General features: G+C 75.9%; 10 protein-coding genes. 4 read left to right on the top strand and 6 right to left on the bottom strand.

All coding sequences use genetic code 11. From position 1 onward, the window contains the following. Positions 1–110 precede the first annotated feature (110 nt). Positions 111–1,433, bottom strand: a complete 1,323-nt coding sequence (locus tag ACRYM0_RS17495; RefSeq protein WP_432507115.1) for an MFS transporter — start codon at positions 1,431–1,433, stop codon at positions 111–113. A 155-nt stretch (positions 1,434–1,588) separates the two neighbouring features. Here ACRYM0_RS17495 and ACRYM0_RS17490 point away from each other — a divergent pair, with 155 nt between their 5' ends. After that, complete coding sequence (locus ACRYM0_RS17490) at positions 1,589–4,057, top strand: family 78 glycoside hydrolase catalytic domain (protein WP_432507113.1); 2,469 nt, start codon at positions 1,589–1,591, stop codon at positions 4,055–4,057. Positions 4,058–4,084: 27 nt separating this feature from the next. Here the strand turns inward: ACRYM0_RS17490 and ACRYM0_RS17485 are convergent, their stop codons facing one another. The 3 genes from ACRYM0_RS17485 to ACRYM0_RS17475 form a co-directional block, all read right to left on the bottom strand. Beyond that, positions 4,085–5,119: a glutathione S-transferase family protein gene (locus ACRYM0_RS17485; protein ID WP_432507111.1), complete on the bottom strand. Its 1,035-nt coding sequence runs from the start codon at positions 5,117–5,119 to the stop codon at positions 4,085–4,087. 37 nt (positions 5,120–5,156) lie between these two features. Beyond that, positions 5,157–6,458 carry a DUF445 domain-containing protein gene (locus ACRYM0_RS17480; protein ID WP_432507110.1) on the bottom strand — a complete coding sequence of 434 codons (1,302 nt, stop codon included), beginning with the start codon at positions 6,456–6,458 and terminating at the stop codon, positions 5,157–5,159. An 88-nt stretch (positions 6,459–6,546) separates the two neighbouring features. Further along, entirely contained in the window at positions 6,547–8,364 is a 1,818-nt protein-coding gene (locus tag ACRYM0_RS17475) for an alpha/beta hydrolase (RefSeq protein WP_432507109.1), read from the bottom strand. A gap of 161 nt (positions 8,365–8,525) precedes the next feature. On the opposite strand from ACRYM0_RS17475, the gene ACRYM0_RS17470 reads away from it, so the two are divergent. Then, positions 8,526–9,608 carry a uroporphyrinogen decarboxylase/cobalamine-independent methonine synthase family protein gene (locus tag ACRYM0_RS17470; RefSeq protein ID WP_432507107.1) on the top strand — a complete coding sequence of 361 codons (1,083 nt, stop codon included), beginning with the start codon at positions 8,526–8,528 and terminating at the stop codon, positions 9,606–9,608. Further along, positions 9,601–10,170 (top strand): GNAT family N-acetyltransferase, encoded by a 570-nt coding sequence (locus tag ACRYM0_RS17465; RefSeq protein ID WP_432507106.1) that lies wholly within the window; start codon positions 9,601–9,603, stop codon positions 10,168–10,170. The genes ACRYM0_RS17470 and ACRYM0_RS17465 overlap by 8 nt, the downstream gene beginning before the upstream one ends. Before the next feature lie 9 nt (positions 10,171–10,179). Here ACRYM0_RS17465 and ACRYM0_RS17460 read toward each other — a convergent pair whose 3' ends face one another. Continuing rightward, positions 10,180–11,394: an esterase-like activity of phytase family protein gene (locus ACRYM0_RS17460; RefSeq protein WP_432507105.1), complete on the bottom strand. Its 1,215-nt coding sequence runs from the start codon at positions 11,392–11,394 to the stop codon at positions 10,180–10,182. Positions 11,395–11,513: 119 nt separating this feature from the next. Here ACRYM0_RS17460 and ligA point away from each other — a divergent pair, with 119 nt between their 5' ends. After that, positions 11,514–13,652 carry an NAD-dependent DNA ligase LigA gene (ligA, locus tag ACRYM0_RS17455; RefSeq protein WP_432507104.1) on the top strand — a complete coding sequence of 713 codons (2,139 nt, stop codon included), beginning with the start codon at positions 11,514–11,516 and terminating at the stop codon, positions 13,650–13,652. 3 nt (positions 13,653–13,655) lie between these two features. Here ligA and ddaH read toward each other — a convergent pair whose 3' ends face one another. Further along, positions 13,656–14,510: a dimethylargininase gene (gene ddaH / locus ACRYM0_RS17450; protein WP_432507103.1), complete on the bottom strand. Its 855-nt coding sequence runs from the start codon at positions 14,508–14,510 to the stop codon at positions 13,656–13,658. Between the last annotated feature and the right edge of the window lie 272 nt (positions 14,511–14,782).

Below are 14,782 nucleotides of genomic sequence, written 5' to 3'. Positions count from 1 at the left end.
GCACTTGGTCGCCGGTGGTCGGCCCGTACAGCGCCGCGTACGCGGAGCGGTCGATCCGGGTCACGTGCGGTTCAGCCCGCGGGCGCGGCCGATCCGTGGCGCGGCGGGGCTCAGCGCACCCGGCGGATGGGGACGACGAGGATCGCGCCGAGCACCCCGGTCACCGCACCGGCGAGGAAGAGGGCGCTGAAGTTGTCCTGCCCCGCCTGCGAGGCGCCGATGGCCAGCAGGGCGGGGGCGAGGACGGGCACGACGATGTTGGGCAGCGAGCTGGCCAGGTTCATGATGCCCAGGTCCTTGGCGGGGTTCTCCGGGTCGGGCAGCACGTGGGTGACCAGCGCGAAGTCCACGGCCAGGTACACGCCCTGGCCGATGCCCACGACGGTGACCGCGACCAGGAACTCCTCGAAGCTGGAGGCGGCGGCCACCATCGCGATCCCCACGCCGAAGACGACGGCGGAGACGACCACGAAGGGCTTGCGGCGCCCGACCTTGTCGGACAGCTTGCCCATGGCCAGGGCGAACGCCAGGGAGGTCAGCCCGGAGACCAGGGTGGCCAGGAAGGCCTTGGTGGCCACCTCGGCCGGGGCGACGTGCAGGGACCTGATCATGTAGATGACCTGGTAGGCGTTCACCGCCGCGATGCTGCAGAAGACGGCGAAGCGACTGGCGAAGGCGAGGGAGAAGCCGGTGTGGCGCACGGGGTTCACCCAGAAGGTCCCGAAGACCTCGGACCAGGCCAGGGCCGGGCGTGCGGAGCGGTCCAGGCGCCGGTCCTCCAGCACCAGCGCGAAGACGACCAGCATCACCACGGCCAGGCCGGCGGGGACCAGGACCATCGCCGTCATCGACGGGGAGAAGGCGCTGCCCAGGCCCAGGCCCACGACGGCACCGACGGTGCCGGCGACGCCGAAGACCGCCGAGGCCAGGCCGCGGCGCTCGGCGGGCAGTTGGTCGGGGATGCTCGCGCCCAGCGCCGCCATCGCGCTCGTCTGTCCCAGGGTCATCACCGTCCAGCCCGCGGCGAGCGCGGCGGTCGAGCCCGCGCGCAGGAGGAGGACGGCCCCGGCGGCGATCAGGGCCGCTCCGAGGAGCAGGTAGGGGCGGCGCCGGCCCGTGCGCCAGGTGGTGCGGTCGCTGAGCCGGCCGAAGACGGGGTAGGCCAGCAGGCTGAGCGCGCCGGCGAACCCGTTGGCGATCGAGAGGGTCGTCGTCGCGCCGGCGGCGTCGATCGCCGCCGCCTTCAGCGGCATCGTCAGGATCCCCACCGACAGCAGCGAGGCCATCATCGCGGTCGAGGCCGCGGCCAGGCCGATGAGGTAGGCGGGCCCGGGCCCGGGCCGGCCGGCCGGTGCGGGGAGCGCCCGCCCCGGTCCGGCGGCCGGGGGCTGCAGGGGGTGGGCGTCGGTGGGCGGGGTGCCAGGAATCGTCACGACGAGCGCCTTTGCTGTGGGGAGGCTTCGACACTGAGCCTGCGGTCGGCGAACCGTAGCACCGCCACCGTACAGCTGTTAAGTGCTAACCTGACATCTGTCAGGTAGAAACGTCGTCGAGGGGGACGCGCATGGAGGCAGGGACGATCCCGGCGGTGACGGCACCCGCCCGGTGGGCACCGGGAACCCCGGACGACGCCCAGAACGGGTCCTCCACCCGGAGCGCGTTGCGGAACGCCCGCTGGATCCGCCCCGCCGAACCGCAGGTGGCCCCGCCGGGACGGCGCCCGGCGCACCTGCTGCGACGCACCTTCGCCCTCGATGAGCAGGACCTGGCCGGTTCCGCGCGGGTGCTCGCGCACGTCACCGCGCACGGCGTCTACGAGTTGTTCCTCAACGGCGTGCGGGTGGGCGACGAGGAGCTCACCCCGGGTTTCACCGCCTACCGCGAGCGCCTGCAGGTGCAGAGCTTCGACGTGACCGATCTGCTGGTGCCCGGGGTGAACACCGCGGTGGCGCTGCTGTCGGACGGCTGGTTCCGCGGCCGGCACGGTTTCGAGCGGCGAACCGACGGGTTCGGCACCCGCACCGGGCTGCTGGCCGCCCTCGTCGCCACCGGACCCGCGGGGCTGCGGACGCTGGTGGCCACCGACGACCGGTGGCGCTCGCGCAGCGGTCACGTCACGCGCGCGGACCTCATGGACGGTCAGGCGGTCGACCTGCGGTTGCTCGACACCGCGTGGTTCACCGGCGGCGGTGAGCCAGCCGGCTGGGCACCGGTGCTCCCGGCCGAGGACGCGCTGACCGCGGACCGCGACCGGCTGGTCCCCGCGGAGGGCCCGCCGGTGCGGCGGGTGGAGGAACTCGCCCCCCGCGCCGTGACCCGCCCGCGCCCGGGGAGCGCCGTCCTGGACTTCGGCCAGAACGTCAACGGGTGGGTCCGCCTGAGCGAGCTCGGTCCGGCCGGCACGCACCTGACGCTCACGCACGGCGAGAGCCTGGGAGCCGACGGCCGGGTCGACACCGACCACCTGCGCGCGTTCGTCTTCGCCACGGGCGAGCGCCTGCCCGCCGGGCAGGTCGACGAGGTCGTCTCCGCCGGGCGGCCCGGCGAGGTGTTCGAGCCGCGGCACACCACCCACGGGTTCCGCTACGCGCAGGTCGACGGGCTGCCCGAGGGCCTGGACCTCAGCGGCGCGCGCGCGGTCGTCGTGCACAGCGACCTGCCGCGCACCGGCGAGTTCTCGTGCAGCGACGAGCGGCTGAACCGCCTGCACGAGGTGGTCCGGTGGAGCTTCCGCGGCAACGCCTGCGCCGTGCCCACCGACTGCCCCCAGCGCGAGCGCTCGGGGTTCACCGGGGACTGGCAGGTCTTCGTCGCCACCGCCGCACTGCTGCACGACGTCCAGGTGTTCTCCGAGCGCTGGTTGCGGGATCTGGCCGCCGACCAGTGGGCCGACGGGCGCATCCCCACGGTGGTGCCCAACCCTGCCGGGAACCGGCCTTCCGGGGTCGCCTTCGAGGACGCCTCCGCGGGGTCCGCCGGGTGGGGCGACGCCGCGGCGATCGTGCCGTGGGAGCTGTGGCGCGCCTACGGCGACACCGGTTCCCTGGCCGAGCAGGTGCCCGCCGCGCTGCGGTGGGTGCAGTACGCCGCCTCCTGCGCCGAACGGGCTCGCCACCCGGACCGTGCGGCGCGCCGGCCCGTGCCGGCGCCGCACGAGCGCTACCTGTGGGACACCGGCTTCCACTTCGGCGAGTGGCTCGAACCCGGCGTCCCGCCGCGGCCTGACCCCACCGCCGACCACGGCGTCGTCGCCACCGCGTACCTGCACCGCTCGGCGCTGCTGACCGCGCGCCTGGCCGCCGCGCTGGGGTGGCACGACGTGCACGAGCGCTGCGCCGCGATCGCCGCCGGCGCCCGCGACGCCTGGCAGCGCGAGTACCTGACCCCCGGCGGCAGGATCACCGAGGAGTCCCAGGCGAACTACGTGCGCGCCCTGGCGTTCGGCCTGGTGCCGCAGGAGCTGCGCACCGCGGCCGCCGACCGGCTCGCCGAGCTGGTCCGGGAGGCGGGCGGGCACCTGGGCACCGGGTTCCTCGCCACCGGGATGCTCCTGCCCGTGCTGGCCGACACCGGCCACGCCGCCCTCGCCCACGAGCTCCTGCTGGGCGAGGGGAACCCGTCCTGGCTGGGGATGCTCGCCGCCGGTGCCACCACCGTGTGGGAGTGGTGGGACGGCGTCGGTGCCGACGGCGGTGTGCGCGGCTCGCTGAACCACTACAGCAAGGGTGCCGTCGCCTCCTTCCTGCACACCCACGTCGCCGGCCTGCGCCTGCCGGAGGATCCCGGCCCGGCCGAGGCGGGCTACCGCCGGGTCCGCGTCGCCCCCGTGCCGAGCGCGCACCTGACGTGGGCCCGCACCGTCCAGGACACCCGCGCCGGCCGGCTGGAGGTCGGGTGGGAGGTCGCCGACGGCGTCCTCACCCTCGACGTCACCCTCCCCCGCGGCACCGTGGCCGACGTCGAGCTGCCCGACGGCACCGCGCGGCGCCTCGACGGCGGCAGCCACCGCCTGCGCTGCGCCCACCGGCCGCCGGGCGCGGTCGCCGGGCGGGGCTGAGGCCCGGCGGGCCGCGCCGCGCCGGCCTCAGGCGGGTCGCTGCGGCGCGTGCTCGGCCGGCACCACCTCGGCGGGCAGCGGCGGTCCGGGCGGGGTGCCGTCGCCGAACGGGCGCCCGCCCAGTTCCTCGCGGTGGTGCGGCTCCCACCAGCCGGAGGTGTCCGGTCCCTTCGGGACCACGCCGGTGGGGTTGATGTCGCGGTGCACCTCGTAGTAGTGCGCCTTGATGTGCACCAGGTCGATCGTGTCGCCGAACCCGGGGGTCTGGAACAGGTCGCGGAAGTACGCCCACAGCACCGGCATCTCGGTGAGCTTGCTGCGGTTGCACTTGAAGTGCCCGTGGTAGACGGCGTCGAAGCGGGCCAGGGTCGTGAACAGCCGCACGTCCGCCTCGGTGATGGTGTCGCCCACGAGGAAGCGCTGCCGCGACAGGCGCTCCGAGAGGGCGTCCAGGCGCGTGAACAGCCGGTCGTAGGCCCGCTCGTACGCGGACTGGGTGCCGGCGAAGCCGGCCCGGTAGACGCCGTTGTTGACGTCCCGGAACACCCCGTCGTCGACCTCGTCGATCTCCTCGCGCAGGTGCTCCGGGTACAGGTCGGGGGCGCCGGGGCGGTGGTGCTCGCGCCACTCGGTGGACAGGTCCAGCGTCATCTGCGGGAAGTCGTTCGTGACGACCTGCCCGGTGGCGACCTCCACGATCGCGGGCACGGTGATCCCGCGCGGGTAGTCCGGGACGCGCGCGAAGTACGCCTCCTGCAGCCGCTCGATGCCCAGCACCGGGTCGCGCCCGCCGGGGTCCAGGTCGAACGTCCAGCTGCGCTCGTCGTGGGTGGGGCCGCAGATCCCCAGGGACAGCACCGGTTCCAGCCCCAGCAGCCGGCGCACGATGCTCGCCCGGTTCGCCCACGGGCACGCGCGGCTGACCACGAGCCGGTACCGGCCCGGTTCGACGGGGTAGCCGTCGCGGCCGTCGGCGGTGATCCGGGTGGTGAGGTAGCGCTGGTCGCGCTCGAAGGAGCCCTTCGGGTTCACGTACCCCGTGCTGCCTGCGTTCTGCGCCATGCAGCGACCGTAACCGCCGCGGGCACCCGCTGCCCGGTCAGCTCACCAGCACCGTCACCGCGTGGATGAGCAGGCCCACCAGGGCCCCCACGACGGTGCCGTTGATGCGGATGAACTGCAGGTCGCGCCCGACGAACAGCTCGATGCGGTTCGCGGCGTCGTCGCCGTCCCAGCGCGCCACGGTGTCGGAGATGACCGTCGCCAGTTCCGGGGCGAAGCGGCGCACCACGTGCCCGGCGGCGTCGGTGAGGTGGCGCTCCACGCGCGCGGCGAACGCGGCGTCGTCCACCAGGCGGTGCCCGAGGTCCACCAGCGCCTCCTCGCTGCGGGTGCGCAGCGAGGAGGACGGGTCCGCCAGGGCGTCGTTGAGGTAGCCGCGCACGCTGGTCCACAGCCCGGCCAGGGTGTCGGCCAGACCCGGGGAGCTCAGCAGCCGCCGCTGGAACTCGTCGGCCTTCGCCCGGGTGTCCGGGTCGTTCTGCAGGGCGTCGGCGTAGCGGGCCAGCAGGTCGTCGATGGCCTTGCGGCCCGGGTGCTCGCGGTCGGCGGTGACGTCGTCCACCCACCGCTGCGCCTCGGTGTGGACCCGCTTGCCGAGGCGCTCGTTGAGCCAGTCCGGTGCCCACAGCGGCGCCCGCTCCTCCACGAGGCGGCGCACCGTGTGCTCGTTCGCCCGCAGCCAGCGCTGCGCCTCCGCGAGGGTGAGGTCCACCACCGGGCGGTGGGTGCCGTCGCGCACCACCTCTGCCAGCAGGCGGCCCAGCACCGGGCTCCACGGCTCGGCCGCCAGCCGGCGCACCACCACCTGGTCCAGGACGCCGGTGACCTCCTCGTCGCGCAGGATCCCCAGCGCGCCCGTCAGCACCGTGGCCGCCTCGTCGACGACCCGGGCGGCGCCGCCGCGGCCGTGCAGCCAGGAGCCGACCCGGGCGGGGACGCCGGCGCGCTGGACCTTGTCGCGCACGACGTCCTCGGCCAGGAAGTTCTCGGCGACGAACTGCTCCAGGCTCTTGCCCAGGGCCTCCTTGCGCCGGGGGATGAGGGCGGTGTGCGGGATCGGCAGCCGCAGCGGGTGCCGGAACAGCGCGGTGACGGCGAACCAGTCCGCCACCGCGCCGACCATCGCGGCCTCCGCGCCGGCGTTGACGAAGCCCCAGGCGCCGTCGCGGCCCAGCGTGGCGGCGTACACGAGCGCGGCCACCACCAGCAGGCTCGTGGCGACCAGCCGCATGCGCCGCAGCCCGCTGCGGCGCTCGGCGTCGCCCTCCCCGTCCCCGGGCAGACCGGGGGCGGTGGGCGGGGCGGGGGTGCGCGGCGCGGGGTGCGTGGTGCTGCTCACCGCGACATCCTCGCCCACGCACGGCCGGCACACGCGCTGCCGGCCCTCACGCCGCCGCCCCCGCCGCCACGACCGCCCCGCCCTCAGCTCACGGGGTGACCGCGGAGCGCACCGCCTGCTGCACCGAGCTGAGCAGCTGCGAACCCGGCGCGGGCACGCCGGTCCCGGCGCAGCTCACGTCCTGCTGCGGGGCGACGCCCGTGGTGAGGAACTCGTCGACGACCGCGTCCACGCACGGGTTGCCCGCGGAGGCGTACAGCGCGTGGTCGCCCTCGTCCTCGACGGTGATCAGCACCGAGGAGCCCAGCGCCTCGTGCGTGGCGAGCGCCCCCTCGTAGGAGGTCGCCGGGTCGTGGCGCGACTGCACGATCAGCAGCGGCGGCAGGTCGCGCCCGTCCGGGCGCGGCAGGCTCAGCGGGGCGCGCTCCCAGTAGCCGCACGGCTGCTGGGTCACGGACCAGCCGCGCAGCGGGTACTGCGAGCCCTGGATCTGCCCGAGGTCGTTCCAGAACCCCTCCCCGCGCGACCACGCGGTGTCGTTGCACGTGGTGGCCAGGAACGTCGCCGCGAACGAGTCCGCGTGGGTGGGCCGCTCCTCGGCCAGGCGCTCGGGCAGCAGCGCCTGCACCCGCCCGGCCAGGTCGGCGGCGGCGGCGTCCGCGGCGGCACCCGCCGCCGGGTCCGTGCCCGCCGCGGCGCGCAGGCCCGTCACCACGTCCAGGCCCCGCAGGACCCACGCCAGCTGCTCGAACAGCGTCTTGGAGTACATGGCCTGCGCGACCAGGACGTCCACGACCCGGCCGTCCACGAGGACGACCCCGGCCACCTGCAGCGGCCGGGCGGCCAGTTCGGCGCGGACCCGCTCGTAGGTGCCCTCCACCGCGCCGGCGGTGGCCCCCAGGCCGAACAGCCAGTCGTAGCTCGCGGCCCAGGTGGCGAAGTCGGCCTCGAAGCGGCGCTGGAACGCCGGGGGCTGGTTCTCGCTGAACACCTCCTGGAAGGCGGCGGTCGCCTCGACGCTGGAGTCCAGCACGAAGCGGCCCACCCGGGCGGGGAAGTAGGTGGCGTACTGCGCGCCCAGCCAGGTGCCGCCGGAGTAGCCCACCCAGTCGATCGTCTCGCGGTCCAGCGCGTGCCGGACCAGGTCGATGTCGGCGACGGTCTGCTCGGTGTTCACCACGTCGACCAGCGGGTCGTCCTCGCAGGCGGCCGCGGTGGCCCGCATCGCCTCGGCGGTGGCCGCCAGCGCCTCGGGCGAGCGGTCGCGCGGGTCGGGCGCCTGGTACATCGCGGCGTTCGCCTCCGCACCGCACGTCAGGACCGAGCCGGCGCCGGTGCCGCGCACGTCCAGGCCGACGACCTCGGTGCCGGCCAGCGCGGGCTGCATCCCGAGCGTGGCCAGGGACAGCCCGGCCCCGCCCGGCCCGCCGGGGTTGGTGACCACCGTGCGGGCGGGGCGCTCGCCCTGCTGGGGCAACCGGCTGATCGCGATGCGCAGCGGTTCGCCGGCGGCCGGGTCGAGGTGGTCGCGCGGCACGAGCACCTCGGCGCACTCCAGCAGGGGGGCGATCTCGGCGGAGCCCACGGCCTCGGCGGTGCACGGCGCCCACGCCGGTTCCTGGTCGCGGTAGAGCGCCGGGTAGCGCTGGTCGAACTGCTGCTGCGCCTCGGCGAGCGTGACCGGGCGGGCCGTGGCCAGCGCGGACAGCGGGGCGTCGCCCGGCAGGGCGGCGGTGGGGGCGGTGGTGGCCGGGGCGCTCGCCGCCGAGGCGGTGACGCCGGCCAGCAGGGTGGCGCCGAGGGTCACGGCGCCGGCCGCCGCCAGCGCGGGCCGTCGGCGGCTCCGGCGGGTCCGGCGGGTCGCGGTGGGGGGTGCGGTGCGGCGCGGTGCCGGCTGCTGGTGCATGGGCGGCCTCTCCGGTGGGGCTGGTGGGACGACGGCCGCCCGCGTCCGTGAGGCGGCTGTGGACCCATCCACCCGCACCCGCCCGGTCCACGTCCAGTGACGACCGGCTGGGGCCGGGTCCGACGTTCGTCGCACCCGCCGCGCCGGTAGCGTGCGCGGACGTGCCCGACGCCGACCCCGCACCCGCCGCCGACCCCGCCGCTGAGCCCGCCGTCGAGCCCGCCGCCGAGCCCGCCGTCGAGCACGGCCCCGGCGCCGTCGGCGCGCCCGCCGCCCTGCCCGGCACGGACCCCCGCGAGGCCGTGCGGACGGTGTTCGGCGAGCTGGGGGAGCCCCCGCACGTGCCGCACCTGCCGCAGCTGCCCGCCCGCGGGCCCGGCGCGGACCCGGTGGGGCGCACCGCCGCGCTGCTGGTCGACCTGCCGGTGGACCTGCAGCCGTCGGGCTGGCGGTTCACCGACGCGCCCGGCCGCGACCAGGAGCGCGCGCGCTCGTACCTGCGCGCCGACCTGGACGAGCTCGCCGAGGCCGCGGACGGCTGGCGCGGCCCGCTGGTCCTGGCGGTGCTGGGCCCCTGGTCGCTGGCCGCCGCCGTCGAGCTGCACCGGGGGGAGCGCAGCGCCTCCGACCACGGGGCCCGCCGCGACGTCGTCGCCTCCCTCGCGGAGGGGATCGCCGCCCACGTCGCCGACCTGCGGCGGCTGGTGCCCGCGGCCCGTCCGGTCGTGCAGCTGGAGGAACCCTCGCTGCCCGCCGTGCTCGCCGGGCGGCTGCCCACGCAGTCCGGCTACGGCAGCCTGCGCGCGGTGGACCGCGCCGAGGTGCGCGCCGGCCTGCGCGACGTGGTCGACGCGGTCCGCGCCGCCGGCGCCGAGCCCGTGGTGCGCTTGGCCCCGGACGAGCCGCCGCTGGCGCTGGTGCGCGAAGCGGGCGCGGCCGGTGTCGCGCTGGACGTCACGCGCCTGGGGGCGCACGGGTGGGAGTCGCTGGCGGCGACCGTCGAGGACGGCGTGCGCCTGTGGGCGGGGGTCCTGCCCGCCGTGGCCGACCCGCCGGTGGTCGCGGCGCTGGTGGACGCGGTGCGGGGGCCCTGGCGGCGCGTGGGGCTGCCCGCGGCCGGCCTGGCCGGGGTGGTCCTCACCGGTGCCGGGGGCCTGCAGGACCTGCCGCCGGACGCCCTGCGCGGTGCGTTGCGCCGGTTGCGCGAGGCGGGTGCGGCGCTCGCGGAGGCCTCCGGTGACTGAGGCGGCGCCGCGGTTCCGCGAGGCCGGGCCGGCGGACGTGAGCGCGGTGGTGGCGCTGGTGGAGTCCGCCTACCGCGGCGAGTCCAGCCGGGCCGGCTGGACCACGGAGGCGGACCTGCTCGACGGCCGGCGCACCGACGAGGAGGGCGTCGCCGCGATCGTGGCGGACCCGGACGCGGTCCTGCTGCTGGCCGAGCGCCCCGCGGGCGGGCCGGCCGACGCGCGCCTGCTCGGGTGCTGCGAGCTCCGCCGGACGGGGGACGCGGCCTACTTCGGCACCTTCGCGGTGCGCCCGGTGCTGCAGGGCGGCGGGATCGGTGCTTCGCTGCTGGCGCGCGCCGACGCGGAGGCGGTGCGGCGCTGGGGCTCGGCCGCGCTGGAGATGACGGTCATCGCCCAGCGCGCCGACCTCATCGCCTGGTACGAGCGACGGGGTTTCACCGCCACGGGGCAACGGCGGCCCTTCCCGCACGGCGACGAGCGCTTCGGCGTGCCGAAGCGCGACGACCTGGAGTTCCTGGTGCTGCGCCGGGCGACCGGCGGGCCGCCCGGCGCAGCGTGAGGCGGGGCCTCAGCCCAGGTCGGCCTGCACCTCGATGGTGAGGAACTCGTCGTCGTCCGGGATCCCCTCGGTGCGCCCGGCGGAGAACGGGAAGTTGTTGTCGTTGCCGACGACGATGGTGTGCTCGTCCACCACGTCGACGCTCTCGATCGTGGTGAACGGGAACGTCGCGTAGCCCGTCTCCGCGCTCAGCTCGGGGGCGACGCCGTCCGGGTCCGGCACCGCCATGAGGTTGACCAGTTGGGTCTTCAGCGGGTGCCCGGCCGCGTCGGTGCGGCTGGTGTCCACGAGGAACACGGCCTTGAAGACGGCGGTGGCGCCCTGGCCGTTGTCGCGCTCCAGCACCAGGTACCGGTGGTCGTCGACCTGCGTGAAGTCGCCGATGGCGTTCTTCGGCGACTCCAGCCGGTACGTGAACTCCTCGCCGCGGTAGCGGTGCTGCTGCGTGTCGTAGCGCAGCACCCGCAGGTCCTGCGGGTCGTCGCCGGCCACCGGACCCTCGAGCATCGGGAACAGGTAGCGCCCGTCGGCGGAGATCGCCATGCCCTCGAAGCCCTTGCTGCTGCCCAGGTTCGCCTCGGCGTCGCCCAGGGCCGGGTCGTCGGGCGAGGCCACGCCGGGCAGCGGCACGGGCGCCTCGATCAGCCGGCCGGCGGCGTCGGTGTGCAGCAGGTACGGCCCGAACTCCTCGCCGAACCAGAACGTGCCGTCGGGGGCCTGCCGGAAGGACTCCACGTCGAAGTCGGCTCCGGTCAGGCGGCGGTCCTCGCGGGTCAGCTCCCAGCTCACGTGCCGGTACGGGTCCGAGAGGGTGAACCCGCCGGGGACCACCGCGACGGAGCCGTCCTCGGCGGGCTGCAGGCGGTGCACGGCGAGCAGGAAGTCGGCGCTGTTCGCCTTCGAGCCGTAGCCGTTGTCGGAGAGCACCAGCCAGTTGCCGTCGGGCTGCACGAGGTTGCCGGAGAAGCCCTGCACGGGTTGCGCCTCGAACGGCACGGTCACGCCGTTGGCGCCCTCGATCGCCGAGCCGCTGGGGACGGGCTCGCCGAAGGTGGCGGCGGGCAGGACGTGCCGGTCCACGAGGCGGGCGGACTGGGCGGGGAAGTCGTCGTCGAAGCGGTCCTCGCGGGCGGAGGCCGCCGTGGTCCCGGCGAAGGTGCCGGCGAGCACGGCGCCGGTCAGGACGAGGGGGAGGGCGGCGCTGCGCCGCGGGCGGGGGGTCACGGGCGGGGACGCTAGGGCAGCCGCCCCGACCTGCGGGCGGACTGCGGGCGGCCGCCGGGTGAACGCTGGGTGCCCGCTGAGCGGGACTCGCCCGGCGCGTGTCGGAGCGGCGCGGCAGGATGTCCACCGTGAGCCAGATCGCCGAGAGCACCGACCCGGACCCGCTGCACGGGGAGGTGCCCGCCGCCGCGCGGCACCGCTGGCAGGAGCTGGTCCAGCGGATCGAGGCCGCCCGGTTCGCCTACTACGTGCGCAACGCCTCGCCGATCAGCGACGCGGAGTACGACGCGCTGGAGCGCGAGCTGCGCGCCCTGGAGGACGAGCACCCGGCGCTGCGCACCCCGGACTCCCCGACGCAGACGGTCGGCGGCACGTTCTCCACCGAGTTCACCGCGGTGGACCACCCCGAGCGGATGCTCAGCCTGGACAACGCCTTCTCCACCGACGAGCTGTCCGCGTGGGCGGCACGCGTGGAGAAGGAGGTCGGCACCGGCGCGCGGTACCTGTGCGAGCCGAAGATCGACGGCCTGGCGATCGACCTCGTCTACGAGGACGGCCGCCTCGTGCGCGGCGTCACCCGCGGCGACGGGCGCACCGGCGAGGACGTCACCCTCAACGTCCGCACCATCGCCGACGTCCCCCAGCAGCTCACGGGTGAGGACCTGCCGGAGTTCCTGGAGGTGCGCGGGGAGGTGTTCTTCCACGTCGCGGCCTTCGAGGAGCTCAACGCCCGCATCATGGACGCCGGGAAGCCGCCGTTCGCGAACCCCCGCAACGCCGCCGCCGGTTCGCTGCGGCAGAAGGACCCCCGCGTCACCGCCACCCGGCCGCTGCGGGCGCTGGTGCACGGCATCGGCGCGCGCCGCGGCATGGAGAACGCCACCCAGTCCGAGGCGTACGCCAAGCTCGCCGCCTGGGGCCTGCCGACCTCGCCGCGCGCGAAGGTCGTCGACACGCTGCCCGAGGTCGCCGAGTACGTCCGGTACTACGGCGAGCACCGCCACGACGTCGAGCACGAGATCGACGGCGTCGTCGTCAAGGTGGACCAGGTGCCGCTGCAGCGCCGGCTGGGCGCCACCTCCCGCGCACCGCGCTGGGCGATCGCCTTCAAGTACCCGCCGGAGGAGGTGACCACGAAGCTGCTGGACATCCGCGTCAACGTGGGCCGCACCGGCCGGGTCACCCCGTTCGCGCACCTGGAACCCGTGAAGGTCGCCGGCTCCACGGTGCAGCTGTCGACGCTGCACAACTCCGACGAGGTCAAGCGCAAGGGCGTCCTCATCGGCGACACGGTCGTGGTGCGCAAGGCCGGCGACGTCATCCCCGAGGTCGTCGGTCCCGTGCTGGACCTGCGCACCGGGGACGAGCGCGAGTTCGTCTTCCCCACCGACTGCCCCGAGTGCGGCACCCCGCTGCGCCGGATGCGCGCCGACGACGTGGACATCCGCTGCCCGAACGCGCGCAGCTGCCCCGCGCAGGTGCGCGAGCGCATCTTCCACGTCGCCGGCCGCGGGTCCTTCGACGTCGAGGCCCTGGGGTACGAGGCGGCCACCGCGCTGCCGGAGGCCGGGGTCGTCACCGACGAGGGCGACCTGTTCGACCTCACCGAGGACGACCTGCTGCGGGTGCCGTTGTTCACCAACAAGAACGGCACCCTGTCGGCGAACGGCCGCCGGCTGCTGGCCAACCTCGAGGCGGCGAAGTCGCAACCCCTGTGGCGGGTGCTGGTCGGGCTGTCGATCCGGCACGTGGGCCCCACGGCGGCGCGCGCGCTGGCGGGGCGGTTCGGCTCGTTCCAGGCGATCGAGGAGGCGTCCTTGGAGGAGCTGGCGGCCACCGAGGGCGTGGGCCCCACCATCGCGGAGGCCGTGCACGAGTGGCTGGACGTCGACTGGCACCGCGCCGTGGTGGACAAGTGGCGCCGGGCCGGGGTGCGCATGGAGGACGAGCGCGACGAGTCCGCCCCCCGCACGCTGGAGGGCCTGACGGTCGTGGTCACCGGCTCGCTGTCCGGGTTCACCCGCGACGAGGCCAGGGAGGCGATCCTCGCCCGCGGCGGCAAGGCGTCCGCGAGCGTGTCGAAGAAGACGAGCTTCGTCGTCGTCGGCGACGCTCCCGGCTCCAAGGCGGACAAGGCCGAGCAGCTGGGGGTGCGCACCCTCGACGAGGACGGCTTCCGCGCGCTGCTGGAGGGCGGGCCCGACGCCGTCGCCGAACCCGAGGAGGACGGGGGGGCCGAGGGCGGCGCGGGGGAGTAGGGCTCAGCCCCGCAGCACGAGCGTGCAGCACTTCGCGCCCCCGCCGCCGCGCAACAGCTCCGACAGGTCCACCGGCACCGGCACGTACCCGCGCTGCGCGAGTTGCTCGGCGTAGCGCTGCGCGCGCGGGGAGAGCACCACGTGCTCGCCGTCGCTGACGGCGTTCATGCCCAGCACCTCGGCGGTGGCGGCGTCGGTGCGCAGCGCGTCCGGGAACAGTTCCCGGAGCGTGCGCTGCGCGTCCTCGTCGAACGCGCCGGGGAAGTAGGCCACGTCCGGGTGCTCCGGGTCGTCGTCCAGCACGGTCAGCGCCGTGTCGAGGTGGTAGAAGCGCGGGTCCACCAGCCGCAGCGACGTCACCGGCCGGCCCAGCACCTCCTCCACCTCGCGGTGCGCGGCGAGTTCCGTGCGGAAGCCGTGCCCGGCGAGCAGGTGCTCACCCACCACGAGCAGGTCGCCCTCGCCCTCGTTGACGTGCACGGGCCGGTGCACCGGGCCCAGGCCGTGCTCCTCGAGCCAGGTCGCGTACGCCTCGGCCTCCCCGGCCCACTCCGGGTGGGCGAAGCGCACCCCCACCGAGCCCTGCGGGGTGACCAGGGCGCCGTTCGCGGCGTAGACCATGTCGGGCAGGCCCGGCACGGCCGGCAGCACCTCGACCTCGTGACCCAGCCGTTCGAACGTGGCGCGCAGCTCCTGCCACTGCGCCACCGCGCGGGACGCGTCCACGGGGGTGGCCGTGTCCATCCACGGGTTGATCTCGTAGGAGACGGTGAAGTGCTCCGGGGCGCACATGAGGAAGCGCCGCGGGCCGGCGCGGTGCTCGGCCGGGTGCGCGCTGTCGCGGGTGGAGGTGCTCACGGCTGCTCCGCGGGTCGTCGGGCTCGTGCCGCACGGTCCGGTGCGGCGTCCCCGACACGCTACGCAGGAGCCCGCGGGGGCGCCGCCCAGCGCACGGAGCCCCGCACCCGGCGGGGTCCGCAGCGCCTGCGGTGGCGGCCCCGGGCGCCAGGTGATCGAGTGGGGTGGGGGGGGGGGGGGGGGGCGGGCGGGGGGCGGGGGGGGGGGGGGGGGGGGGGGGGGGGCGGGGGGGGGGGGGGGGGGGGGGAGGGCCGCGCCCCGCACCCCGCACA

The sequence above is a fragment of the Kineococcus arenarius subsp. arenarius genome, assembly GCF_050871845.1.
Taxonomy (GTDB): Bacteria; Actinomycetota; Actinomycetes; order Actinomycetales; family Kineococcaceae; genus Kineococcus.
Note: the sequence above shows the minus strand (reverse complement) of the source record. Positions and strands in the feature narration are given on the sequence as shown.

Bases quoted from the DNA above. Each gene is read 5' to 3' on its own strand.
- ACRYM0_RS17485 (WP_432507111.1), bottom strand. From the start codon at position 5,119: ATGGCGCAGAACGCAGGCAGCACGGGGTACGTGAACCCGAAGGGCTCC.
- ligA (WP_432507104.1), top strand. From the start codon at position 11,514: ATGTCCACCGTGAGCCAGATCGCCGAGAGCACCGACCCGGACCCGCTG.
- ACRYM0_RS17475 (WP_432507109.1), bottom strand. From the start codon at position 8,364: ATGCACCAGCAGCCGGCACCGCGCCGCACCGCACCCCCCACCGCGACC.